Here is a 20,310-nt window from a genome sequence, read left to right on the forward strand (position 1 = left end):
TCACGCCCGCACAACGCGCTCAACGCTAGAAACAAGGGGTTTCCTACTCTGGAGAGTGGCCATGCGGGTACTGCTGCTGTGTGCCGTGGCGACGATGGCATTGTCGGCCTGCAACCAAGGCGAACCGACCGATAAGGCACAACATGCCGATGCGGTTCGGCAAACCCCGCCAGCGGCCAGCGCGCCGGCGCGCAACGTGCCCGGCGGCGGCAGCGGCACCGCCGCCTCCGAAGACCAGGCCTCGGGGCCAAAGGCCGAACGCGGGAAAGAAGCCGCGCCGCCGCCGCCGCCCAAGCGCTAGGCGCAGCGAGCCGCGAAGCCCCCGATCCGGGGGCGCCCGCCGAACGAGCGAATCTACTCGGCCTTTTCAAGCACGATGCGGACGAACGGTATCCAGTCATCGCCGACCCGATGCTCCCATTCCCCGGTCAGCAACTGCCGGTCGCTGCTGATCACGCCGTCGAACCGCTGGGACTGGCCCTGGATGGTGTACCTGCCGCCATCAAGTCGTGAAGTGAAATCGCTGGTGCCACCATCAGCGTCGTAGCTGCGGCTGAAGAAACCACCGGATTCAACATCGACGCCGATGATTTCCGTGGAGCGCACACGCTGCCCGTCCATCATCGCGTCGACCTCATGCACCAGGAAGTGACCATTGGGCATCCACGTGTAAACGTCCGATGCGAACGACACCCCGCCCGTGCTGCCGTCGGGTTGCAGCGCGATGAGGGTGGTCTCCCACGCTCCGGCAAGAACGTCCAGCCGGCGGTGGTGTCCGCTGTGGAAAGTTGCTTGTGTCATGGCGACTCCGTACTGGGTGAGGCGGTATAGGGTTCAACCAGGGCGCGCAGCAGCTCCATGCCCGTGGCAGTAGTGGTGGGCGCAGCGGTGCCTTCGCGCTGGACGAAACCGGTCCAGTCCGCGCCGGCCACCCGCCACAGCTCCGTCGGTTCCACCGGCAGCCAACGCATGGGCCAGAAAGGCAGGCGTCTCTGCCCCACCCTGCCTCGCTGCAGTTCGATCAGGCCGCTGTGGCTGCTGGCACCCAGCACCCGGGAATATGCCACCTGCAGGCCATCGTCCGGGCCTTCCATGTATTGCACAAAGCGCGCGCCATCGAACAGTAGTACGCCAGTGACGCCGGCACCACGGTTGAAACGTGCTGCGTCATCCACGATTCCGCACAGCCTGCCCCCGGTCTGGCCCAGCCGGCTGGCAGCAATATCCGCTGCCGCCTCGCTGGTATATACAACGGCTCTGATGGGCACGTTCGACCTCCCTGCAGTGGGCTCCCAACCGTAGCAGAAGGCCGGTTGAGGCAGCGCAGCAGGCGCAGCCTGAAACAGAACAATTCAGTGAAATGTGAAAACGAACCCGAAAAGGATTCACGCCATGCACTGCTGCCCCATGGCATGAAACAGGTCCGCCCGCGAGATCGACTTCATGCCTGACACCGGACTCTTCTACGTCTTTTCAGTGGACTACGCGACCGATGCACGAGGCTGCATCGATCAGGTCACCGCTATCGCCTTCCGCTGCAACCAGTGCCACCACGTGTCCCGCGCCGACGCGGAGCTCAAGCGGATGACGGGGGGCACGCTGCTGACCTGCGGAAGGTGCGGGTCGCACCAGGCCGTCAGCAATGCGCGCCTGGTAGACCGCGAACACCTGGCGGCAACCGGCCAATCTGCAGCAGCGGCCGACCCACGCTGAGCTAGGTTCCGACGCGCGCCCAGTGCCCGGCGTGAGGGGAATGCATGCATCTGCGCGCTCGATGCGCATCCGCCGTTCACTGCATCTACCCCGCACCCCAACACCGGCCGGGATAGCCTCGTCGCTCCTTCCCTGCTGGAGCGCACCATGGCCATCAAGACCGCTGAAGACCTTTTCATCCACGAACTGTCCGACATCTACAGTGCCGAGAAGCAGCTGACCAAGGCCCTGCCGCGCCTCGCCCGCGCCGCAGAGAACCCCGCACTTGCCGCCGCGTTCGAGACGCACCTGGAGGAGACCCAGGGCCAGATCGAGCGCATCGACCAGGTCGTGGAGGTGCTGGGCATCCGCCTGAAGCGGATCAAGTGCGCGGCGATGGAAGGCCTGGTGGAAGAAGGCAAGGAAGTCATCGAGAGCATTGAAAAGGGCCCGGTGCGCGATGCAGCACTGATTGGCGGCGCGCAGAAGGTCGAGCATTACGAAATCGCTTCCTACGGCACCATCGCCGCGCTGGCCAAGCAGCTCGGATACAAGGACGCTGTGCCGTTGCTGCTGGAAACGCTGGAAGAAGAAAAGGCCACGGACGAGAAGCTGACCCTGCTGGCCAAGAGCGGCGGCAACGCCAAGGCCGCCCAGGCCGCGTGATCGCAGGTGCACCGCAGATCAGCCCACGCGTCGCTCCCCAAGGGGCGGCGCGCTTCTGCACGAGGATGACGTATGCACCCTGATCTTCTTGGATGGACCGCCACAGCCGTACTGATGGCCACGCTGGTCCGGCAGATGGTCAAGCAATGGCACTCGCCTCACCCGGAAACCGTCTCGAAGTGGCTTTTCATCGGGCAGATGACCGCGTCTACGCTGTTCACGATCTACAGCGCGCTGCTGGGTGCCACCGTGTTCGTGGTCACCAACCTGCTGTTGCTGGCAACCGCGCTGATCGGACAGCTGCTGGCGTGGCGCCGCAACCGTGCAACGGCTTCGAGCTCATCTGGAAGGACGCCTTGATTGTTGACGTTGCGTCTACACCGGCTTGATGCGGGTACTCACGCGTTCACGTTTACCGTTGTCGTGCAACCCGCACCATGCGGTCCAATCAATGAGGAAATGTCATGCAGCGCGATCAGAAAGACCTGCCCCATCCGGATGACCACACGGCCGCGGTGCCTGCTGGCAGCGCTGGACAGGCCAAGGCCCACAACAGTGCCAATCATGATCAGGCGTTGACGGAGACGTTCCCGGCCAGTGATCCGATCTCTCCCTTCGTCGCCGCCGCCACGCCGGATGAGCAGGCGCAACGGCTTGGCAAGCGCGTGGCGCCCGCTCGGCACGACAAGGGTGAGGGGGACGACGGAGCTGGCCAGTGATCGGGCCTGCGCTCCCGCCGAGGGGGCCGGGCAGCCCGCGCCCGTCAGGCGGCTCCGGCGCGCTGGTGCGTGGTGCCGAAGACGAACAGGCAGTGGAGGCCTGACACCTCGGAGCCCGCCATGGAACAGCCCACCGCCCTGCTCATCATCGATCTTTTCAGCCTGTTCGACTTTCCACAGGGGCGGCAACTGGCTCCGTACGCCGTACGTGCAGCCCAGCGCACCGCCCGCCTGCGTGCTGCATTCGACGCGCACCGCTCGCCGGTGATCTACGCCAATGACAATTTCGGCAACTGGCAGCGCGACTTCCCGCAGCTGGTCGAGGCCTGCCGGCAGAAGGGCGGAGCCTCGGCGCGGATCGTCGAGTACCTTGCCCCCAGCGAGGAACACTACTTCATCCTCAAGCCGAAGCACTCCGCCTTCCTCGCCACGCCACTGCCGGTGCTGCTGGCCAAGCTCGGCACCCGGCGGTTGGTGCTGGCCGGCATGGCACTGGACGCGTGCGTGCTGGCCACTGCCATCGATGCCAACTCGCGCGAGTACGCGACGGTGGTCGCCCGGGAAGCGGTCGCCGCCCTGCCCGACCGCCGCCAGCCGGCCCTGCAGACACTGCAGCGATCGGGCGCCGTCGAAGTACTCAGCAACCGTCAGATCATCGCTTCGCTGTCATCCACGTCCTCATATCAACGCACGGGCCTGGCACCACCGCGCTGAACCGGGCCTCTCGCCAGCGTGCGCTTCTTCGCCGGCGGCCGCGGCGTCCGAGCGCGATAATCGACCTGGCATACCGGGCAGAAGAAGGTGCGCCGATGCGTGGTGCCCATGTAGACCTTGCTGACCGGACCACCACAACAGGGACAAGTCCGCCGGGTGTGCACCTGCCAGTGCTTCTTCAGCTCGAAGCCGCGCTTCCAGCGCAGGAAGTCGAAACTGTATTCGCGGGCCTGCTTGACCAGTTCGGCAAGCTTGCGCGGCGGAAGATCACCAACAGGGTTGGCCGGGTGGACCCGGATGCGGAACAGCACCTCGTTCTTGATGATGTTGCCCACGCCGGAGAACAGCGTCTGGTCCAGCAGGGCATCGCAGACCAGGACATCGGGCATCGACTTCAGGCGACGGCGGGCAAGCCGGGGGTCCCACAGGTCGCTCATCACGTCGGTGCGCCAGTCGTAGACCTCGTCCAACGGCTGATCGATCAGCTTCACCGAGCAGGTGTAGAAGTTCAGTTCGCCGTTGTCAAAGCGCAGCGACACCCGCGCTGGCGTCTCCTTGCGTTCGTCGATGCGCCAGCTGCCGAACATCATCAGGTGGATGCGCAGACTGACGTGGCTGAACTCCAGCAGGAAATGCTTGCCCCAGCTGCGCACGGCCCGCACCCGGCGTCCCTCCAGGCAGGCCAGGTCGAGCGTGCTGTTGCCACTGACGCCACGGACGGTCTTTCCCTTGAACCTGGCGGCGGCCTCGCGCAGCAGCACGATGGAAGGACCTTCAGGCATTGGCGTGCTCCAGCATCGACTGCAGTTGCAGTGCATTGGGCACGGCGTGGCCGTGCGCCGTGTTGTCAAGGATGATCCACGCCTCCCCCGCCTGGGCGGCCTCTACTGCGGCGGCCACCAGACTGCAGAGCTGCGGTTGCTGGTAGGCGCTGTAGTACATGCGCGGCTGCCCGTGCCACCGCCAGTAGCTCCAGTGCCTGGCTCCGCCCGGCTGATCAGCCCCTGCAACCCGGGCGGGATCGGCCGCGACCCGGGCAATGCCGTGGTCATCCAGCAGCGCGTCGGCCTTGTCGTCGAACCAGCTCGGGTGGCGTGGTTCGCAGGCGACCCGCACGGCGCTGCGCCGGCGCAGCGCCCGGAAGAAGGCCGAGGCCGTGCGGCCATCGTAGGCCAGGCTCGGCGGCAGCTGCAGCAACAGGGCGCCCAGTCGATCACCCAGATGCGCCGCCGCGTGCAGGAACGTGTCGAGCAACGGCGCAGCACCGCGCAGGCGCGCGTCATGGGAAATGGCCTGCGGCATCTTCACCGAGAAACGGAAACCGTGCGGCACGCTGGCCGCCCAGCGCGCATACGTGGCGGGCTGATGTGGTCTGTAGAACGACGAATTGATCTCCACGATCGGAAAGCGCGATGCATAGCGCTGCAGCGCACTGTCTCCCGCCGCGAACGCGTGGGCGATGTCCGTGGGCAGCGACCACCCTGCGCAGCCCACGGCGACCGGGTGGCCCGGTCGCGGATGACGGAGTTCACGTGCCATGGCGCTACGGTGGCGACAGGCTCGTAGCAACATGGTGAACGCACGTTGGCTGCAGCGTGAAGCCTGTGCCGCGGCCTGCAGCCGTCAGGTTGCCGTGTATCGGCCATCGCTGCTCAGAGGCTGGCGTTGACCATGGCGCCTGCCGGTTGCTGTGGCATCGGCATGGAATGCCCGTTGCGCGGTGCAATGCGTTCGTGGGTGGCGGCCAGGACCTGGTTCACCCGATGGAGCATGCCACGGCCACCGGGCTCGATACCGATGATGTAGACGAAGCGACCGTCACAGCGCGACTGCGCCGATTCAAGCCCCTCGGTTTCAGAAATCACGCGCTTCAGTGCCTTCTCCCAGGCCCTGCCGGGGGGCGATGCCAGTTCCACCACCACTGCGGTTTCCCCGCAGTCCAGCGGCATCACTTCCACGCGCAGAATGCGCGGCGCCCTGCTGGTCTCGGTGCTACCCATTTTCAGTCCTCCTCGGCCAATGACGGCGGAAGTATCCACGTCCGGCGCCAAGGCGCCGTCAAGAATGGATGGCCGTTGCGTGCAGGCCTCGACCGCCTTCGCGACGTGCTGCTGGAAGCGAGCTCCTTCGCCCTGCTCTGCCCAGCGACAAAGCGGTCTGTGGAGAGCGGCCACGCCACTAACAGGTCTTCTTTTCATGCATGGGCACCCTGATCTGACAGGAGTCCAGTGCTTGCGCGCAGTCACACCTTCGCACTTTGGTCGTTGACCTGTTGACGCCAAAAAATGACGCTAACGACACCGCGACAGCGTTCCTGACGCCAGTGCGCGGTCGAGATCCCAGGCAATACCGGCTACGGCCGGGTCGCATCCCCAATACCTGTCACCGCATCGTCCTTCACACGGAATGGCCTGGCCTGCCGTGGTGGACGGCTGCGCCTTGCCCATATCCATGGAGATCCGCAATGCGCCTTGCCACGTTCTTCCTTGCCCTTGTTTTCAGCACTTTTGCCGGGGCTGCACATGCCCAGGTCGTGACCCTCAACAAGGGTGGGTTCGTATTGACCTATGACTGCAGCATCCACAGCGCGACCCGGTACGAATACACGTTGGTGGCTGACACCGGCTCGGCGGCCCGCCCGTCCAGCTTCTACAAGGACCCGGACCTGCCGGCAGGCTGCCTCGGCCAGACCAGCACCGCCTCCTATGCCAGCGTGCGGTCCGGCTATGACCGGGGACATCTGGTGACGTCCAATCACATGGACTACGACGCCACTTACATCCGCCGCGCCAACTACATGACCAACATCGTGCCGCAGGTGTCCAGCTTCAACCAGGGCATCTGGGTGAAGGCCGAGAACGTGGCCGAATGCTACCGGGACATCGCCCCGGTCGACGTCTATGGCGGCGTTGTCTATGGCGATGCGTCCAATGACCATTTCCTGGCCAGCCATGGCGTTCCGACCCCGGAGTTCTTCTGGAAGACGATCATCACCAAGGATCCAAACACCGGCACCGCCAAGGCCATCAGCTGGATCATTCCCAATGAAACGGGTCTGGGCAGCCTGGACAGTTATCTGGTCACCATCGCGGATCTGGAAGAGCTGCTGGGTGCCAGCTACGTGGCGATCAACGCGCCGGCGTCGCTGAAGAACATGCTGCCCAGTGCCAGCTGGCCGCTGCCGAGTGGATGCGATCTGAGCTGAGCGCCGGATGGCCCGGCAGAGTCTTCTCCGCCGGGCCTGCGCTGCGTGAGGACCCTGCCTGATCTGCCTCTGCAGCCGGCGTCAGGGTGCGACGCCGGCGCGCGCGGCATCCGGCCTGCGGCGGTAATGCAACGCAAACAGATACAACCCGGTGAACAGCTGCAGGAACAACGGCGGCAGCGGCGAGTAGGTCAGCCAGTCCGGTGGTTCGCCCTGCCCCATCCAGCGCGCCACGAAGTTGGCAATCACTGTCAGGGTGAAGACGATAGACGTCCAGCGGTGCACGGGACGCGCCCAGCTGCCGGCCCTCACTGCGGCGCCCTCGCGGCAGTCTTCGCAGGGCGCTCGATCATCTTCCAGCCATTGCCGGACGGATCACGGAATCCGGCATCCACTGCACCATAGCGCTCCACCGGCTCCTGGGTGAATTCCACCCCACGTGCCAGCAGCCGTTCGTAGCTGGCGCGGCAATCGTCCACCGCCAGCACCAGCGGCGGCATCGCACCCTTGGCCACCATCTGCTGCAGGGTCAGCGCAGTGGCCGCATCGTGTACCGGCGGCCCCGGTTTGAACAGGCCAAGCTGGAAACCGCCCTCGCCGCCCGAATGCACCGTGAGCCAGCGATAGTCACCGTTGCCGACATCGGTATGCACCTGGAAGCCGAGCGTGTTGACGTAGAAATCGAGTGCCGCGTCCTGGTCGTGCACATACAGGCCGACCACATTCACCATGCCAGTCATAGGATCCTCCCTCAGGTGGGATCTACGCTAACAAGGCCGGTGCGGCGGCGCTTCTCCAAAACTGCGATCTTCAGGTCCGGGCGCCTTGCGGCACGCGCATGGCACTCCGGCACCGGACCCTGCGCCGGGGCATCGGTCCGCTCTCGGTCGCGGAGGGCGCCGGGGCTGTCGCCGGTGATGTCACGAAAGATGCGGCCAAAGGTGCCCAGGCTGGTCCAGCCGGTCTGCAGTGCGATCTCGGTGATCGGCAGGTCGGTATCGCGCAGCAGGGCGACAGCGCGCTCGATGCGGCGGCTGAGCAGATAGCGGTGTGGCGGCACCCCGAAGGCGTCCTTGAAGGAGCGCGCGAAATGGGCCGCGGAAACCGCACTGATCCCGGCCAGCCGCGCCACCGGCCAGTCTTCATGGCTGGCCCGGTCCATGTGGTCTTTTGCACGCAGCAGGCGGCGCAGCAGTTCCGGGCTCTGGGTCATGGCGTGGCCACCCCGCGCAGCAGGGATCGTGCAGCATGCCGGGCCGCCGCTGCCTCGGTGCACAGCCACTCACGGAAGTGCGCGACTTTCGGGGCGTTGCTGCGTCCTGCCGGACTGGCAAACCAGAAGCTGCGGCCATCGCTGGCCACGCCTTCGTGAGCCTGCACCAGGCGGCCCGCATCCAGCTCGGCCTTGAACAGGATCGGCGAGCCGATGGCGATGCCTTGGCCAGCGATCGCTGCGGCTACGTCCAGATGCTCGGCAGCGAAGTTGGTGGCGAAGCGCTCCGCCCCGGGTGCCGGTGTCTGCGCGAATGCCTGGAACCATAGCGCCCACCAGTCCGGACGCCCCAGCAATGGCACATCCGGCAGCCGCGCGCCGCCCAGGCCGGTGGCGGCTTCAAGCAGCGCGGGCGCGCACAGTGGCGTGAACACGCTGGGGAACAGCTCCACGGCGTGCAGCCCCGGCCAGTCGCCGTGACCGTTGCGGATGGCCGCATCGAAGCGCCCGCCTGCCAGGTCCTGCGGCTCCGCCGACAGATCAAGCTCCAGCACCTGTTGCGGATGCCGGGCGCGGAAGCCACCCAGCCGCGGCGTCAGCCAACTGGTGCCCAACGTAGGCAGTGCGGTCAGGCGCAGGCGGGTGGCATCCATGTCGGCGGCGCGCATGAAACTGGCACGCAGGGCATCGAAGGCGCGGGTAGCCTCCTTTGCGACGCTTGCACCGGCCTCGGTCAGTTCGACGTGCTGGGCGTGGCGCAGGAACAGTCGTGCACCGGTCTGCTCTTCCAGGCGCCGGACGTGATAGCTGACCGATGCCGCCGTGGTGTCCAGTTCTTCCGCGGCCCGCGCAAAGCTGCCCAGCCGCGCCGCGGCCTCGAAGGCACGGATGGCAACGAGCGACGGCAGGTGGCGGTGGGCGACCATAAGTGTGGCTTAGCCTGAGCCTCGATATCCGCGTGGTCAATCCCCCATACGACGCCGAAGATGAGGCCTCGGACAACGGGGATCAGACATGCAGCGACGTGGATTTCTGGGCAGCCTTGCCGCGTTGTACGGTGCCGGCGCCTTCGGGCTGTGCCTGCCGCTGGGCGCCACTCCTGCCCATGCCGGCAGAGACCATGCCAATGACTGGCGTTGGCTGCAGGGCAACTGGAACGTGCGTCACCGCCGGCTGCAGGAACGCCTGGTGGCCGACACGCGCTGGGTGGACTTCACCGGCACCAGTGCGGTCTGGCTGACCCTGGGCGGGCTGGGCACGATCGATGACAACCTGATGCAGCTGCCCGGCGGCGCCTACCGCGGCCTGGGTGTACGTGCCTTCGATCCGGCCTCCGCCACCTGGGCAATCTGGTGGCTGGATGGCCGCGCTCCCAGCCGCTTCGAAGCGCCAGTGCGTGGCGGCTTCAGCGGTACAGGCGGCAGCTTCCGTGGTGCGGATTCCTTCAAGGGCCAGCCCGTCCAGGTCTGGTTCCGCTGGCACGACATCCACGCTGCGCAGCCGTGGTGGGAGCAGGCATTCTCCGCGGACAACGGCGTGCACTGGGAAGTGAACTGGCGCAACTGGTTCACCCGCACGGCAGCGATACCCTCGCCGCTGCCGCTGCAATCGGATGCGCCCCGCGACTTCGACTTCCTGGTCGGCCGTTGGAGCGTGCAGCATCAGCGACTGCGCGAACGCCTGTCTGGCAGCAACCGCTGGGACCACTTCGATGGCACGCTGCACAACTGGCCGGTGCTGGGCGGCTTCGGCAACGTTGGCGACAACGTCATGAACTTCCCCGCTGCGACCGTACGCGGCATGGGCATCCGCGCATGGGATGCCAGCAGTGGCCAGTGGTCGAGCTGGTGGTTGGATGGCCGCGATCCCACGCGGATCGGCGCACCGGTCCGCGGCGGTTTTGTCGATGGCGTCGGCACGTTCATGGGAGACGACCAGCTGCAGGGACAGCCGATCAGAACGCGGGTGATCTGGTCGCGGATCACCTCGCGTTCCGCACGCTGGGAACAGGCGGCATCCGCAGACGGCGGAGCGACCTGGGAGACCAACTGGATCAGCGATTTCGAGCGGCAGGCATGAATGCGCTTGCCTCACTGGTCGCGCTTGCGGTCGCGGTCGCTGGACTGCTGGGGGGTGATGCCAGCCAAGAGGCGTTGGCACTCGACCCTCACGCAGAGCGTTTCGCACCAGGCATCGCGTCGACCCGATACAGCGAAATCCGCCTGACGCTGAGCCCCGACGGACGCACAGCGCTCTGGTTCAGCCGTGACCGGCCTGGCGGCGAAGGTGGCCATGACATCTGGGTTTCGCGCCTGCAGCACGGCCAGTGGAGTGCCGCGCGCCCGGTTCCGTTCAACACACCCGGCCGCGATTTCGACCCTGCGTTCACCGCCGATGGCCGCTTCGTGCTGTTCTGCTCTGATCGCCCCGGTGGCCTGGGCGGCGATGACCTGTACCGGGTGCCCGTGCAGGGCCTGCAGTTCGGTGCCGTTGAGCATCTCGGGTCTGCCGTCAACAGTCCCGCCAACGAGTTTGCGCCGATGCTCGCACCCGACGGTGGCACCCTGCTGTTCTCCAGCGACCGAGCAGGTGGCGCCGGTGGCCACGATCTGTATGTCGCGCGGGTGGACGATGGCCAACTGCAACCTGCGCGGCCGGTGGCAGGCGCGGTCAACACGGCCGCGCAGGAGTTCGACGCCACCTTCCTGGGCGATGGCCGGACCATCGTTTTCGCACGTGCACAGGACTTCGGCAGTTCGCGGGTCGAGCAGTTCGCGGCACGCGCGTTCGGTGACCGCTACCTGCCCGGCATACGACTGCCCGCACCCGTCAACGACGGTGCGAGCGACAGCTATGGCGCCATGCTCGACTGGTCCCGCCCTGGCACGCTCACCTATTCAGCGCGTCGCGGGGATGGCGCCAGCCTGGACCTGTACCGGGTGAGCTATCGGCTGCCACCGTCCCTGTCGATTCCGGGGCCCCCGGTTCGTCGATAGAAAAAGAGCCCCCGAAGAGAGCATCCACATGCCTTCCGCACAACAGGTTGCCTGCCGCTGTGGCGAAGTGACGTTGAACCTGACCGGCACACCCATCGCCTGCGTCGACTGCTGCTGCAACAGCTGCCGCGCCGCAGGCCTGCGTCTGCAGCGCCTGCCCGGCGCCCAGCGGCTGCTCGGACATGGAACTACCCGGTTCGTCATGTATCGCAAGGACCGGGTGGAGTTCCTGGCAGGAGTGGAGCGCCTGGCCGCGTTCCGCCTCTCTGCCGATGCCGGCACCCGTCGCGTGCTGGCCACCTGCTGCAGCACGCCACTGTTTCTTGAACTGACCGGCGGCCACTGGCTTAGCCTGTATGGCGGGCTGTGGCCGGAGGATGCCCGGCCGCCGCTGCAGATGCGCACCATGGTGGGCGATCTGCCCGATCCCTCCGTGCTGCCCGCCGATGTACCCAACCTCAAGCAACACTCGCTGCGCTTCTATGCCCGGTTGATGAAGGCCTGGATTGCGATGGGCCTGCGCAGCCCGGATATCCGCATTGAAGGAGAGGTCCATGGCTGAGCCAGACAAGATCGAGATCGAGAGCATCACCTCGCCCGGCAGGACCCAGTGGGTCGACCGGGGCAAGTACAGCGCCATGCGTATCGCCCTGCTCGACGTGCTGCCGCAGACGCCGCCCGGGGTTTCCGTTGCCATTGCCAAGCAGTCATTGCTGCCGGCGCTGCCTGCAGATCTGTTCCCCGCAGGCGCGACCGCAGGCTGGTGGCTGAAGGCCGTGCAGCTGGATCTGGAAGCCAAGGGCGTGATCGAGCGCGCAGCGGGCAAGCCCGTGCGGTTGTTCAAGCATGCGGTCGTCGGTCGAACGGCGGTGACGTCATGAGCGGTCCATCCAACGATGCGCCTTCATCGTCGCGCAGGTCACTGCTGATCGGTGCTGGACTGTTGCTGGCCATGGGATGGCCGCCCAGCGTGCGCGGCGCCAGCGCGGGCCTGCGCGAGCCCATGGATGCCGCAGCGTTCGCCGCCCGCCGGCGCTGGGTCCGCACACCGTTCGGGCGCATCGCCTGCGTGCAACAAGGGAAGGGTCCGGCCGCACTGTTCCTGCACGGGTTCCCGTTGAGCGGGTTCCAGTGGCGGCATGCGATCGCGCAGCTTTCCTCGTCCCGCCGCTGCATTGCACCGGATTTCATGGGCCTGGGCCACAGCGCGGTGGCGGCCACGCAGGACCTGTCCCCACAGGCACAGAGCGACATGCTCGTTGCGTTGCTTGATGCGCTGTCCGTTGCGATGGTCGACCTGGTTGCCAATGACAGTGGCGGCACCGTGGCCCAGTTGTTCGCTGTGCAGCACCCGAGCCGCGTGCGCACGATGCTGCTGACCAACTGCGACGTGCACCAGAACAGCCCGCCGGTGCAGATGAAGAACTCGCTGGCCGCCGCACGCGCAGGCACCTATCACCAGAAGATTGTGCGCCACCTGCAGGATCGCGGCTACGCGCGATCAGCGGCCGGTATCGGCGGCTCGGCTTATGTGGATCCGGCACATTTCAGCGATGAGGCCATCGAATACAGTTTCCGCCCGCTGGTATCCTCGCCCCTGCGCCAACAGCAGCTCAATGACCACCTCGCGGCGTTCGAGCCCAATCCGCTGGTGGCCATCGAGGCCTCGCTGCAACGCAGTACGATTCCCACGCGCATGGTGTGGGGAACGGCCGATCCCCTCTTTCCGGGGCGCTGGGCCGAGTGGCTGGACCAGACGCTGCCGGCATCGCGCGGTGTCCGCTGGGTGGAAGGCGGACGCCTGTTCTGGCCTGAGGAACAGCCTGCGCTGCTTGCCGATGAGGCCCGGGCGCTTTGGCGAGCCTGATAGGCCTGCCTGACCCGATGCGCCAGCCGCTGGGCTGGCGCGCCCGACTCAACGCGCCATGGCCCGTGCAGCGTGTTCCTGGGACATCTGCTCCCGCTCCTGCTGCTGGCTCACCTGCTCAGAGCTTGCCGCCAGCGACTGGCCCTGCTGCAGCTCGCGCACGTGCTCGCTGACCGGCGTAGCCACTGCCTGCGCAGTATCGGTGCGGGCGATCTGTCGATCGGCGGCGTGCGGCTGGCCCTGCACCGCGAACGCGTACCTGCCGTCGTCACTGAGCACGGCCTCGTCGATCCGCTGCATGCCCTTGCCCTTGGCCGCGACCAGCAGGGCCATGCCCAGCCGTTCACTCATCTCATCAGGCTGGCGCCCCATCGCCTGGTCGAGGCTGCTCACCGCGCCTTGGCTCTGCAGCCACATGCCGTGGTCCGGGCTGGCGGTGTGCCGTGGGTCCTGCCGTGGCAGCAGCGGTGAGGGCGGTGCGAGCGACTGCAGGTGATCGCCCTGCACGGCAGCGTCGATCTTCTGCAGATCCTTGCCGCCAGCCGCGGCGATATGGAACAGGCGTTCGGCCATGCCATAGGTGGATTGCCCCTGGTTGCGCGCCAGCCCCAGTGCAAAGGCGTCCACATCCTGCTGCGGCCTGCCGTTGCCGTCCTCTGCAAGCACCTGCCACGATGGCCCCAGCATCGGGTTGTCCCCGACCATCGACTGGGTACGCTCCATCAGCGTGCGCATCTGGGCCTCGCTGAAGCTCAGGGTAGTGAGCTCACCGGCCTTCACCGGTCCGCGATCACCGCTGGGGTCGCCGGACAGCGCCGCGTTGGCCATTCCGGCAATCTGCTCACCCTGCGCATGGCCGCGCAGGTCGAAGGTGAATTCATAGCGGCGCTGCGCCCTGTCTTCCTGGCCGTCGGCGCCGTAGGCGCTGACCCGGGTTGCCGGCAGGTTGCCGTTGTACTGCACGCTGCGCAGTTCGGTGCGGCTGCCGTCCTCGCGACTGACCTGCACCACGTCGCCGCTGTTGCGTGCCCCCGCCAGGTCCAGGCCGAACGTGTCGCCATAGCCGACCTTCAGCCGCGTCTGCGAACTCATGCCCAGCCGCTCGACCGTCGCCAGATCCTGCACGCCCGGGGTCTGGCCGCTCAGGGTGCCGTTGTCGATGAACTGTTCATAGGCCTGGCGGCCTTCGGCTTGATCCAGGTCGAACGTGGCAGTGCGGACGGCAGCGTGGCCGAGCGCGTCCTGGCGACCGGCAATCGCGCTGAACCTGCCGGCAATGAATCCCATGCCGTTGAAGGCTTCCACCGCCTCGTTCGGCCCGGTGGAGACGCGCACCCGGCCATCATCCAGGCGATCCACGCGGTAGCTGGCACCGCTCGCCTCGGTCGTCTGGCTCTGCATGGCGATGTTGCGGAAGCTGCCTTCCAGTGCGGTGCCGGTGAACTGCTGGCCATCCAGGGTGACGCTGCCCCCCTTGGGAATGGTCTGCGGATCGAACGGGTTGATGCGGGTGGGATCGACGTCCACCGCCTCGCTGGGCAGGCTGACCCTGTAGCGCCCGCGTACGCCGGTGCTGCTGGTGTCCTGGAAGCCGGCACCTTTCGCGCTTGCCCCGACCACCGACTCCATCGTGAGCAGGTAATCCCTGCCGCCATCGGGCCTCGGGCTGCCGGCCATGTTCAGCGACGTCCCCTGGAACTGCGATGCGAGACTGGACACTGCGCGCTTGTGCTCGGTACCCACTTTCAACGCGCCGTCGCCCTCGTTCAACGTGACCGAGTAACCACCGGCGGCGGCCCGCACCTCGCTGTTGGACGAGGTGTAGGTCGGATCGAACGACGCCGAGGCGGCATCGCGCGGCGCATCCTGGGTTGCGCCTTCCTTGCTGGTCTGGGCATTCATGCCGTGACCTCCTTGAACAGTGACGCGCTGATTATAGGACGCGGTGTGCGCAGCACGTTCACATCGCGCCGCAGCCGCATCCACGATAGTGATGGCCATCCCATTCCACGCCGAGGGTCCATGCCCCACTCCCTCGCCCGCCCGCAGCGATGGCGCCGTCACGGCCGCAAGCTGCTGCCGTACCTGCTGGGCCTGTATCTGCTGTACCTGTTGGCGGGCAATGTTTTCCTCAATACGCCGCTGTTCGATCAGGTCACCAATCGCAAACCGCACAAGTTCGTGATGACCACCGGCCCGGCGATCACGCTGCTGCCGGGGCATGTCATCGCCTGGAATGTGCAGATGCGCGGCCACGTCAATCACACCGTGTATGTGCTGCGCGCGGACCGCGCCAGTGCACGCTTGGCATTGCTGCCGCTGTTCCAGCGCGAGGTGCGCGTACCGTCGCTGCACGCGACCGGGGTGGCCGCCGAGATCGCGCGCGTGGAGGAGGCCATTCCCTCACCACCGCGCGGCGATCGCGGCTGGACGTTGCGGTTCGATGCCATTCATAGCGAGACCATCCGCAGCGTGCGCGCGGGCAAGCTGTTGATCGTTGGCCAGGGCAGCGGCACGGTCGGTTTCGTTAAGCAGCTGCGTGGTGGTCCCTCGGAATTGCTGGACTCGGAGGTGGCGTTCGCTGATGCCGACGTCAGCCTTAGCGGCACCCAGCTGCTCGGCGACATGCAGTTGAAAACGCAGTTCTCCTACCCACGGCATTACCGCGACCAGGCACCCGGGCTGGCAAAGCTGGGGCTGCTGCATGCCGTGCTGGAGGTGCAGGCACGCAGCCAGGGCCTGCGCCTGGATACGGACACGCAACGTCCTTCCATTGCCAGCGCCGCAGTGCCGGGGCAGCTACAGGCCTCGATCACCCTGGACCAGGGCGCGCTTCAGCCCGGCAGCCATGCGGTCTGGCGGGTTCCCCTGCAGATGGGAGCTGGCGCCCCCGACCGCGGAACGCTGGCGGTGCAGCTGGATACCGCCCGCGATATCCGCCTGCAGGCGCGGTTGCCGCAGCGCGAGGGCACAGGCGCTGCGCTGGACGCGGATCTGACCATCACCGGCCGGCACATTCCATTCGCCGAACCCAGCGAGATGCTGGGCCGCACCTCCGGGACGGTCAAGGGCGAATGGACCTTCACCTCGCTCAACTGGATTCCCGCACTGTTCGTGCAGAAACCCTGGTTCCAGCTGCAGGGCGGTGGCGTGCTGCGCGCCGACCTGCGCCTGCAGAACGGCGAGCTGGCCGCTGGCAGCAGCGTCGACATTCCTGCGGCGCGGGCGGTGGCCGAAGTGGCCGGCGTGCACATGCAGGGAACGGCCAGCGCCCATGGCCAACTGCAGGCCGGGACGCCGACGCACGCCGTACTGGCAGTGAAGCTTCCCACGTTCAATGCGCGTGCAGGCGGCGCCAAGGGTGCCACGCTGTTCGATGGGCGCGACCTGGCACTGACACTCACCGGTGACGGTCGCCTGCGCGAGCTGCGCAAGGGCGTGCGCGCTCAGCTGCGCTTCAATGACGCAAGCATTCCAGACCTCACCGCCTACAACCGCTACTTGGGCGACGGCCAGGTGCGGCTGCTGGGAGGCGCTGGCCAGGTGAGCGGCGACGTTGAACTCGATACCCAGGGCCGGGTTGGCAATGGCAGTGTCCGCCTGCGCAGCCAACGCGCACGCCTGCAGGTGGCCGGGCTTGGCCTGCAGGGCGACGCCCGCGTTGATGGCAGGCTGCGGCGTGGCGATTTCAGCCAGCGCCGCTTCGATCTGGGCGGTAGCGTGATCGAGCTGCGCAACGTGCAGGTGGGTGAGCAGCAGCGTTCACAGCCGTGGTGGGGCCGGGTCACCATCGCCCGCGGTGACATCGATGCGCAGTCACCGTTCCAGGTGGACGCACGCGCGGATCTTGCCATGCGCGACGCGGGCCCGCTGCTGGCGCTGTTTGCCGAGCGCAGCGATTACCCGCGCTGGGCATTGTCGCTGCTCGACTCCGGCCAGGTGGATGCACATACGCGCCTGCGCTGGCGCGCCGGGCATCTGGTACTGGATGGACTGCAGGCGGAGAACGAGCGCCTTTCGCTGCGTGCGCGGCTGGATCTGCTGGACCAGCGCAAGCGTGGCGACCTCTACCTTCGCTGGGGCCTGCTGGGTGCCGGCATCGAGCTGGATGGGCAGCGCCGGCAATGGCACCTGGCCGGCGCGCGGGAATGGTTTGACGGTCGGCCCGCTCTGCTGCCGGCCCCGGCACAGGCTGGCGTCGGCGGAACGGCCGACTGAGCCGCAGGTTGCATCCAGTTGCGACGCCTTTACGTACAACGCACTACCGCAGTTCGCGATAGTGCAGGAGGAAAGACACCGTGAATGTCCGCAGGCAAGCGGTTGGCCTTCTGGGCTGGGCCATCGTCACTTTTCTGGCGGCCGCACTGGGCGCGCGTGCCTCGATCTCGGCAGCGGATTTCTACGCGAGCCTGGCGCTGCCGGCATGGGCACCGCCGGCCAGCGTGTTCGGTCCGGTGTGGACGGTGCTGTACGCATTGATGGCGCTGGCGGCGTGGCTGGTGTGGCGCCAAGGCGGATGGCGCGCGACCGCGCCTGCGCTGGCACTCTATCTGCTGCAGCTGGCCCTCAACGTGCTGTGGAGCTGGCTGTTCTTCGGCTGGAAACAGGGGGCGTTGGCGTTCGCTGACATCGCACTGTTGCTGGCGCTGATCGTGGCCACGATCGTCGCCTTCCATCGCGTGCGTCCGGCGGCGGCATGGCTGCTGCTGCCTTACCTGGCATGGGTGACGTTCGCCAGTGCGCTCAACTACGCGGTGTGGCAGGCCAATCCGGCCGCGCTTTAGCCGGGCAATGCCTGAGAGCCTTGCGCTGCGGGCCGCCACTGGCGCAGCGCGCTGCCCCTGAAGGCCTGCTCACCGCAGCCGGTCGGGCAGCGCAGTACACGCGCGGCAGACGTGCTGACAAGCCCATCGCCCTCCTGCGCCTTGAATACGACCTCGCAGCACAGGCAGCGAGCCACCAGCGAATACAGATGGACGATGCGGCCGCTGCCGGGATCCTGCAGTGCATTGACATCCAGCAGGTCGAAGCGGCCGTTCTCAGGCGCTGGGCGCGATGGGCGAAGCAGGGAAGACGATGGCTGCAGGTTCACGTCGATGCGTCACAGAAGGATGAGCGACGACTGTAGTAGGCGCGATGTGCAGCAGATGTGCACCGCACCCATCAGGCTGCAGCAGCGCCCCCCAGTCGGTTGATCTGCGCACATTCCAGCACCGGCGGCGGGTCCGGCATCGTCGCCAGCACGATCATCGCGCGGCCGATGGCTTCGTTGCTGGTCACCAGTGAGGGCAGGACGCGGCCCGCCGCCGCCATCAGGGGACCGCCAAAGCGATACAGCGGCTTCAGCGCCGCATGACGGGTGCCGGTGCCCGTCACGGGGCGCACCCCGGCGGGACGCAGCATGACGGTGCGCACCGCGAGCTGCGCCAACGCGGCCTCGGTCTCGCCCTTGATGCGCAGGGGCATGATCCGGCTGTGGGGATTGGCATGGGCGCCGGAGACATACAGGAACCGGCCGTCCGGATTCGCCTCGGCCCATGCTGCAGCCACGGCGAGGGTGGCATCGAGCGTCACCTTCCGATACTCGTCCTCGGCGGTGCCGACCGGCGGTGCTCCGGCACAATAGAAACACGCATCGAATCCGGCCAACTGCGGGCCCACACCACGGGCATGCTGGAAATCGGCCAGCACGATCTGCTCGATACGCGCGTCGAGCCGGGCCTTGCCGCGGACCAGGGCAGCGGTGCGCGCCACCTGCGGCGAAGCGAGGCAGGCACGGGCAACGCCCTGCCCGACCAGTCCGGTCGCGCCGGTCAGCAGAATCCGCAGCGGGCGTGTTTCGTACATGCGTTGACCTTGAAGAAGCCTAGAGATTCACGAAGCGCTGGATCCGGCGGGCCAGCCAACCACTGAATACCAGCGGCGCATCCAGCGCGGAAACGCAGATGCACGGTACGCCCGGCGCCGTTACCGGCTGGTGCTCGACCTCCTCGTCCAGGTCGGCCACATCGCCGGGCGCGAACAGACCCAGCGCATCATTGTAGGAACCCCGCAGGATCTGTGTCAGTTCGCTGCGTCCATGGCTGTGCATCGGCAGGCATTTGCCCGGCGCGATCTTCAGCATGATCAGCGACGGCATCTGCTCGGCACGGATGCAATGCACTCCCGGCGCCATCCAGCGCCAATGCAGCCGGCCCAGCGAATCGCCGAAGTACGGATGCAGCGACGTCGGCAGATGGTCCGGATCCGCCTCGGGGCGTTCGCGCGGCATCGACCGTATCGGGCCTGGCACCGCGTCGGCCTGGACCTCGACGAGCTGCGCAAGCATCGCTTCGCGCAGGCCCGCCCGCCGCGCCTCGTCCGCCACGGGCTGGGTCTGCTCCAGCAGTGCGGCACCGATGGCCTCCGCTTCGCGCAGCCGCTGGCGGCAGTGCGGGCACTGCTCCAGATGGGTGCCGGCGACGATACTCAACGGTGCCGGCAGAGCACCGGCGGCGTAGCTCATCAGCGTCGACTCATGCAGGTGGTGGTGCGGATTCATGGTGCACCCCCGACCTTGGACTGCAACTGCAGGAACGCTCGTCGCAGGTGTGATTTGACCGTGCCCAGCGGCATGCCCAGCGCCTGCGCGATCTCGCTGTGGCTCTTGGCCTCGAAGTAGGACATGCGAACCAGACGCGCCTGCGTGGCCGGCAGTTCATTGATGCGCTGGCGCAGGCGGGCATGGTCGGCAAACTGCTCGGCGCTGCTGCGCTCGCTGACGTCAGCGGCAGCGGCGTCTTCCACGGCTTCCTGCACCTGCATCCAGCTGCGCTCGCGACGCACGCGGTCGATGTGCAGGTTGCGGCCGATGCGATACAACCAGGTGCTCAGCGCACCTTGGGCAGGATCGAACTCGGCCGCGCGCAGCCACAGGCGCAGCAGGCATTCCTGGGCCAGCTCTTCGGCCACCGCTGCGGGTGCGCCAAGGCCACGCAGATAAATGCACAGGCGCGGCATGAAATGGTCGTAGATGCGCATGAAGCAGTCACGATCGCGCAGCCGGGCGACGCCATCCATCTCGCCGTTCCAGTTCGTTGGCTCGTTGCTGGGCTGCTGTGAACTGGACACGATCCGCGCGGTGTCGAAGGGATGGGAGGGACTGGCGGGAGGACGGTACATCGGCGGGGGCTGCCGTTGGGTGAAGAGGAGTCCTTCCCTCTACGCACGGTGGCGCCTGTTGGATGCACCCGGGATGG

The 20,310-nt window shown here is 66.9% G+C and carries 28 protein-coding genes; 14 read left to right on the forward strand and 14 right to left on the reverse strand.

From position 1 onward, the window contains the following. Positions 1-61 precede the first annotated feature (61 nt). Entirely contained in the window at positions 62-301 is a 240-nt protein-coding gene (locus AC3WTC_RS00780; protein WP_492710069.1) for a hypothetical protein, read from the forward strand. Positions 302-354: 53 nt separating this feature from the next. On the opposite strand, the gene AC3WTC_RS00785 is transcribed toward AC3WTC_RS00780, so the two are convergent. Together AC3WTC_RS00785 and AC3WTC_RS00790 are read right to left on the reverse strand one after the other, a co-directional pair. Continuing rightward, positions 355-801: a DUF1579 family protein gene (locus AC3WTC_RS00785; RefSeq protein WP_154231482.1), complete on the reverse strand. Its 447-nt coding sequence runs from the start codon at positions 799-801 to the stop codon at positions 355-357. Then, positions 798-1,268 carry a BLUF domain-containing protein gene (locus tag AC3WTC_RS00790; RefSeq protein WP_492710071.1) on the reverse strand — a complete coding sequence of 157 codons (471 nt, stop codon included), beginning with the start codon at positions 1,266-1,268 and terminating at the stop codon, positions 798-800. Before AC3WTC_RS00790 ends, AC3WTC_RS00785 begins: the two co-directional genes overlap by 4 nt. A 175-nt stretch (positions 1,269-1,443) precedes the next feature. On the opposite strand from AC3WTC_RS00790, the gene AC3WTC_RS00795 reads away from it, so the two are divergent. The 5 genes from AC3WTC_RS00795 to AC3WTC_RS00815 all read left to right on the forward strand — a co-directional run bounded on the left by AC3WTC_RS00795 (position 1,444) and on the right by AC3WTC_RS00815 (position 3,791). Continuing rightward, entirely contained in the window at positions 1,444-1,713 is a 270-nt protein-coding gene (locus AC3WTC_RS00795; RefSeq protein WP_105164115.1) for a hypothetical protein, read from the forward strand. 147 nt (positions 1,714-1,860) lie between these two features. After that, entirely contained in the window at positions 1,861-2,358 is a 498-nt protein-coding gene (locus tag AC3WTC_RS00800) for a YciE/YciF ferroxidase family protein (protein WP_032974702.1), read from the forward strand. 72 nt (positions 2,359-2,430) lie between these two features. Continuing rightward, positions 2,431-2,718 (forward strand): hypothetical protein, encoded by a 288-nt coding sequence (locus AC3WTC_RS00805; protein ID WP_059064233.1) that lies wholly within the window; start codon positions 2,431-2,433, stop codon positions 2,716-2,718. A 104-nt stretch (positions 2,719-2,822) separates the two neighbouring features. Further along, a complete protein-coding gene (locus tag AC3WTC_RS00810; protein ID WP_051501597.1) occupies positions 2,823-3,077 on the forward strand; it encodes a hypothetical protein in 255 nt (84 codons plus the stop codon). Positions 3,078-3,197: 120 nt separating this feature from the next. Beyond that, positions 3,198-3,791, forward strand: a complete 594-nt coding sequence (locus AC3WTC_RS00815; RefSeq protein ID WP_483021065.1) for a cysteine hydrolase family protein — start codon at positions 3,198-3,200, stop codon at positions 3,789-3,791. Here AC3WTC_RS00815 and AC3WTC_RS00820 read toward each other — a convergent pair. The 3 genes from AC3WTC_RS00820 to AC3WTC_RS00830 form a co-directional block, all read right to left on the reverse strand. Beyond that, positions 3,761-4,573: a DNA-formamidopyrimidine glycosylase family protein gene (locus AC3WTC_RS00820; RefSeq protein WP_099784186.1), complete on the reverse strand. Its 813-nt coding sequence runs from the start codon at positions 4,571-4,573 to the stop codon at positions 3,761-3,763. The two genes, AC3WTC_RS00815 and AC3WTC_RS00820, sit on opposite strands and share 31 nt — an antisense overlap. Further along, a complete protein-coding gene (locus AC3WTC_RS00825) occupies positions 4,566-5,330 on the reverse strand; it encodes a DUF72 domain-containing protein (protein ID WP_059064230.1) in 765 nt (254 codons plus the stop codon). Before AC3WTC_RS00825 ends, AC3WTC_RS00820 begins: the two co-directional genes overlap by 8 nt. Positions 5,331-5,443: 113 nt before the next feature. Then, a complete protein-coding gene (locus AC3WTC_RS00830; protein ID WP_492710075.1) occupies positions 5,444-5,791 on the reverse strand; it encodes a hypothetical protein in 348 nt (115 codons plus the stop codon). A gap of 464 nt (positions 5,792-6,255) precedes the next feature. On the opposite strand from AC3WTC_RS00830, the gene AC3WTC_RS00835 reads away from it, so the two are divergent. Then, the gene (locus AC3WTC_RS00835) at positions 6,256-6,996 is read left to right on the forward strand and encodes a DNA/RNA non-specific endonuclease (protein ID WP_263928876.1); all 741 of its coding nucleotides are present in this window, start codon (positions 6,256-6,258) and stop codon (positions 6,994-6,996) included. Positions 6,997-7,077: 81 nt separating this feature from the next. Here the strand turns inward: AC3WTC_RS00835 and AC3WTC_RS00840 are convergent, their stop codons facing one another. The 4 genes from AC3WTC_RS00840 to AC3WTC_RS00855 are packed head-to-tail and all read right to left on the reverse strand — an operon-like array spanning position 7,078 to position 9,135. Beyond that, positions 7,078-7,308, reverse strand: a complete 231-nt coding sequence (locus AC3WTC_RS00840; protein WP_099842541.1) for a hypothetical protein — start codon at positions 7,306-7,308, stop codon at positions 7,078-7,080. Continuing rightward, complete coding sequence (locus AC3WTC_RS00845) at positions 7,305-7,736, reverse strand: VOC family protein (protein WP_313114563.1); 432 nt, start codon at positions 7,734-7,736, stop codon at positions 7,305-7,307. Before AC3WTC_RS00845 ends, AC3WTC_RS00840 begins: the two co-directional genes overlap by 4 nt. An 11-nt stretch (positions 7,737-7,747) precedes the next feature. Beyond that, positions 7,748-8,209 (reverse strand): helix-turn-helix domain-containing protein, encoded by a 462-nt coding sequence (locus AC3WTC_RS00850; RefSeq protein ID WP_025874482.1) that lies wholly within the window; start codon positions 8,207-8,209, stop codon positions 7,748-7,750. Beyond that, positions 8,206-9,135 (reverse strand): LysR substrate-binding domain-containing protein, encoded by a 930-nt coding sequence (locus AC3WTC_RS00855; RefSeq protein ID WP_248150179.1) that lies wholly within the window; start codon positions 9,133-9,135, stop codon positions 8,206-8,208. Before AC3WTC_RS00855 ends, AC3WTC_RS00850 begins: the two co-directional genes overlap by 4 nt. An 88-nt stretch (positions 9,136-9,223) precedes the next feature. Between AC3WTC_RS00855 and AC3WTC_RS00860 the strand changes: the two genes are divergently transcribed. From AC3WTC_RS00860 to AC3WTC_RS00880, 5 genes are read left to right on the forward strand one after another with little or no spacing between them, the layout of a single operon-like run. Continuing rightward, positions 9,224-10,288, forward strand: a complete 1,065-nt coding sequence (locus AC3WTC_RS00860) for a hypothetical protein (protein WP_492710078.1) — start codon at positions 9,224-9,226, stop codon at positions 10,286-10,288. After that, a complete protein-coding gene (locus AC3WTC_RS00865; RefSeq protein ID WP_492710079.1) occupies positions 10,285-11,205 on the forward strand; it encodes a TolB family protein in 921 nt (306 codons plus the stop codon). Before AC3WTC_RS00860 ends, AC3WTC_RS00865 begins: the two co-directional genes overlap by 4 nt. A 28-nt stretch (positions 11,206-11,233) precedes the next feature. After that, positions 11,234-11,767 (forward strand): GFA family protein, encoded by a 534-nt coding sequence (locus AC3WTC_RS00870; protein WP_492710081.1) that lies wholly within the window; start codon positions 11,234-11,236, stop codon positions 11,765-11,767. After that, on the forward strand, positions 11,760-12,086 hold the full coding sequence (locus AC3WTC_RS00875) for a DUF6958 family protein (protein ID WP_032974682.1): 327 nt from the start codon (positions 11,760-11,762) through the stop codon (positions 12,084-12,086). Before AC3WTC_RS00870 ends, AC3WTC_RS00875 begins: the two co-directional genes overlap by 8 nt. After that, complete coding sequence (locus AC3WTC_RS00880) at positions 12,083-13,072, forward strand: alpha/beta fold hydrolase (RefSeq protein ID WP_492710083.1); 990 nt, start codon at positions 12,083-12,085, stop codon at positions 13,070-13,072. The genes AC3WTC_RS00875 and AC3WTC_RS00880 overlap by 4 nt, the downstream gene beginning before the upstream one ends. A gap of 48 nt (positions 13,073-13,120) precedes the next feature. Here AC3WTC_RS00880 and AC3WTC_RS00885 read toward each other — a convergent pair whose 3' ends face one another. Next, positions 13,121-14,974 (reverse strand): XVIPCD domain-containing protein, encoded by a 1,854-nt coding sequence (locus AC3WTC_RS00885; protein WP_492710085.1) that lies wholly within the window; start codon positions 14,972-14,974, stop codon positions 13,121-13,123. Positions 14,975-15,094: 120 nt separating this feature from the next. Here AC3WTC_RS00885 and AC3WTC_RS00890 point away from each other — a divergent pair, with 120 nt between their 5' ends. Further along, positions 15,095-17,290, forward strand: coding sequence for a hypothetical protein (locus AC3WTC_RS00890; protein WP_492710087.1), 2,196 nt, complete (start codon positions 15,095-15,097; stop codon positions 17,288-17,290). Between the two features lie 80 nt (positions 17,291-17,370). Next, entirely contained in the window at positions 17,371-17,856 is a 486-nt protein-coding gene (locus AC3WTC_RS00895; RefSeq protein WP_354275315.1) for a TspO/MBR family protein, read from the forward strand. On the opposite strand, the gene AC3WTC_RS00900 is transcribed toward AC3WTC_RS00895, so the two are convergent. The 4 genes from AC3WTC_RS00900 to AC3WTC_RS00915 form a co-directional block, all read right to left on the reverse strand. Then, positions 17,853-18,164, reverse strand: coding sequence for a hypothetical protein (locus AC3WTC_RS00900; RefSeq protein WP_248150157.1), 312 nt, complete (start codon positions 18,162-18,164; stop codon positions 17,853-17,855). The genes AC3WTC_RS00895 and AC3WTC_RS00900 overlap by 4 nt on opposite strands. 71 nt (positions 18,165-18,235) lie before the next feature. Beyond that, the gene (locus AC3WTC_RS00905; protein WP_099784212.1) at positions 18,236-18,919 is read right to left on the reverse strand and encodes an NAD(P)H-binding protein; all 684 of its coding nucleotides are present in this window, start codon (positions 18,917-18,919) and stop codon (positions 18,236-18,238) included. 19 nt (positions 18,920-18,938) lie between these two features. After that, a complete protein-coding gene (locus AC3WTC_RS00910; RefSeq protein WP_492710089.1) occupies positions 18,939-19,613 on the reverse strand; it encodes a ChrR family anti-sigma-E factor in 675 nt (224 codons plus the stop codon). After that, complete coding sequence (locus AC3WTC_RS00915) at positions 19,610-20,233, reverse strand: sigma-70 family RNA polymerase sigma factor (protein WP_483021074.1); 624 nt, start codon at positions 20,231-20,233, stop codon at positions 19,610-19,612. The genes AC3WTC_RS00910 and AC3WTC_RS00915 overlap by 4 nt, the downstream gene beginning before the upstream one ends. Positions 20,234-20,310 lie beyond the last annotated feature (77 nt).

Source organism: Stenotrophomonas sp. FW305-C-20-S1, assembly GCF_058783335.1.

Bases quoted from the DNA above. Each gene is read 5' to 3' on its own strand.
- AC3WTC_RS00780 (WP_492710069.1), top strand. From the start codon at position 62: ATGCGGGTACTGCTGCTGTGTGCCGTGGCGACGATGGCATTGTCGGCC.
- AC3WTC_RS00785 (WP_154231482.1), bottom strand. From the start codon at position 801: ATGACACAAGCAACTTTCCACAGCGGACACCACCGCCGGCTGGACGTT.
- AC3WTC_RS00795 (WP_105164115.1), top strand. From the start codon at position 1,444: ATGCCTGACACCGGACTCTTCTACGTCTTTTCAGTGGACTACGCGACC.
- AC3WTC_RS00800 (WP_032974702.1), top strand. From the start codon at position 1,861: ATGGCCATCAAGACCGCTGAAGACCTTTTCATCCACGAACTGTCCGAC.
- AC3WTC_RS00805 (WP_059064233.1), top strand. From the start codon at position 2,431: ATGCACCCTGATCTTCTTGGATGGACCGCCACAGCCGTACTGATGGCC.
- AC3WTC_RS00810 (WP_051501597.1), top strand. From the start codon at position 2,823: ATGCAGCGCGATCAGAAAGACCTGCCCCATCCGGATGACCACACGGCC.
- AC3WTC_RS00815 (WP_483021065.1), top strand. From the start codon at position 3,198: ATGGAACAGCCCACCGCCCTGCTCATCATCGATCTTTTCAGCCTGTTC.
- AC3WTC_RS00820 (WP_099784186.1), bottom strand. From the start codon at position 4,573: ATGCCTGAAGGTCCTTCCATCGTGCTGCTGCGCGAGGCCGCCGCCAGG.
- AC3WTC_RS00825 (WP_059064230.1), bottom strand. From the start codon at position 5,330: ATGGCACGTGAACTCCGTCATCCGCGACCGGGCCACCCGGTCGCCGTG.
- AC3WTC_RS00830 (WP_492710075.1), bottom strand. From the start codon at position 5,791: ATGGGTAGCACCGAGACCAGCAGGGCGCCGCGCATTCTGCGCGTGGAA.
- AC3WTC_RS00835 (WP_263928876.1), top strand. From the start codon at position 6,256: ATGCGCCTTGCCACGTTCTTCCTTGCCCTTGTTTTCAGCACTTTTGCC.
- AC3WTC_RS00845 (WP_313114563.1), bottom strand. From the start codon at position 7,736: ATGACTGGCATGGTGAATGTGGTCGGCCTGTATGTGCACGACCAGGAC.
- AC3WTC_RS00850 (WP_025874482.1), bottom strand. From the start codon at position 8,209: ATGACCCAGAGCCCGGAACTGCTGCGCCGCCTGCTGCGTGCAAAAGAC.
- AC3WTC_RS00855 (WP_248150179.1), bottom strand. From the start codon at position 9,135: ATGGTCGCCCACCGCCACCTGCCGTCGCTCGTTGCCATCCGTGCCTTC.
- AC3WTC_RS00860 (WP_492710078.1), top strand. From the start codon at position 9,224: ATGCAGCGACGTGGATTTCTGGGCAGCCTTGCCGCGTTGTACGGTGCC.
- AC3WTC_RS00865 (WP_492710079.1), top strand. From the start codon at position 10,285: ATGAATGCGCTTGCCTCACTGGTCGCGCTTGCGGTCGCGGTCGCTGGA.
- AC3WTC_RS00870 (WP_492710081.1), top strand. From the start codon at position 11,234: ATGCCTTCCGCACAACAGGTTGCCTGCCGCTGTGGCGAAGTGACGTTG.
- AC3WTC_RS00875 (WP_032974682.1), top strand. From the start codon at position 11,760: ATGGCTGAGCCAGACAAGATCGAGATCGAGAGCATCACCTCGCCCGGC.
- AC3WTC_RS00880 (WP_492710083.1), top strand. From the start codon at position 12,083: ATGAGCGGTCCATCCAACGATGCGCCTTCATCGTCGCGCAGGTCACTG.
- AC3WTC_RS00885 (WP_492710085.1), bottom strand. From the start codon at position 14,974: ATGAATGCCCAGACCAGCAAGGAAGGCGCAACCCAGGATGCGCCGCGC.
- AC3WTC_RS00890 (WP_492710087.1), top strand. From the start codon at position 15,095: ATGCCCCACTCCCTCGCCCGCCCGCAGCGATGGCGCCGTCACGGCCGC.
- AC3WTC_RS00905 (WP_099784212.1), bottom strand. From the start codon at position 18,919: ATGTACGAAACACGCCCGCTGCGGATTCTGCTGACCGGCGCGACCGGA.
- AC3WTC_RS00910 (WP_492710089.1), bottom strand. From the start codon at position 19,613: ATGAATCCGCACCACCACCTGCATGAGTCGACGCTGATGAGCTACGCC.
- AC3WTC_RS00915 (WP_483021074.1), bottom strand. From the start codon at position 20,233: ATGTACCGTCCTCCCGCCAGTCCCTCCCATCCCTTCGACACCGCGCGG.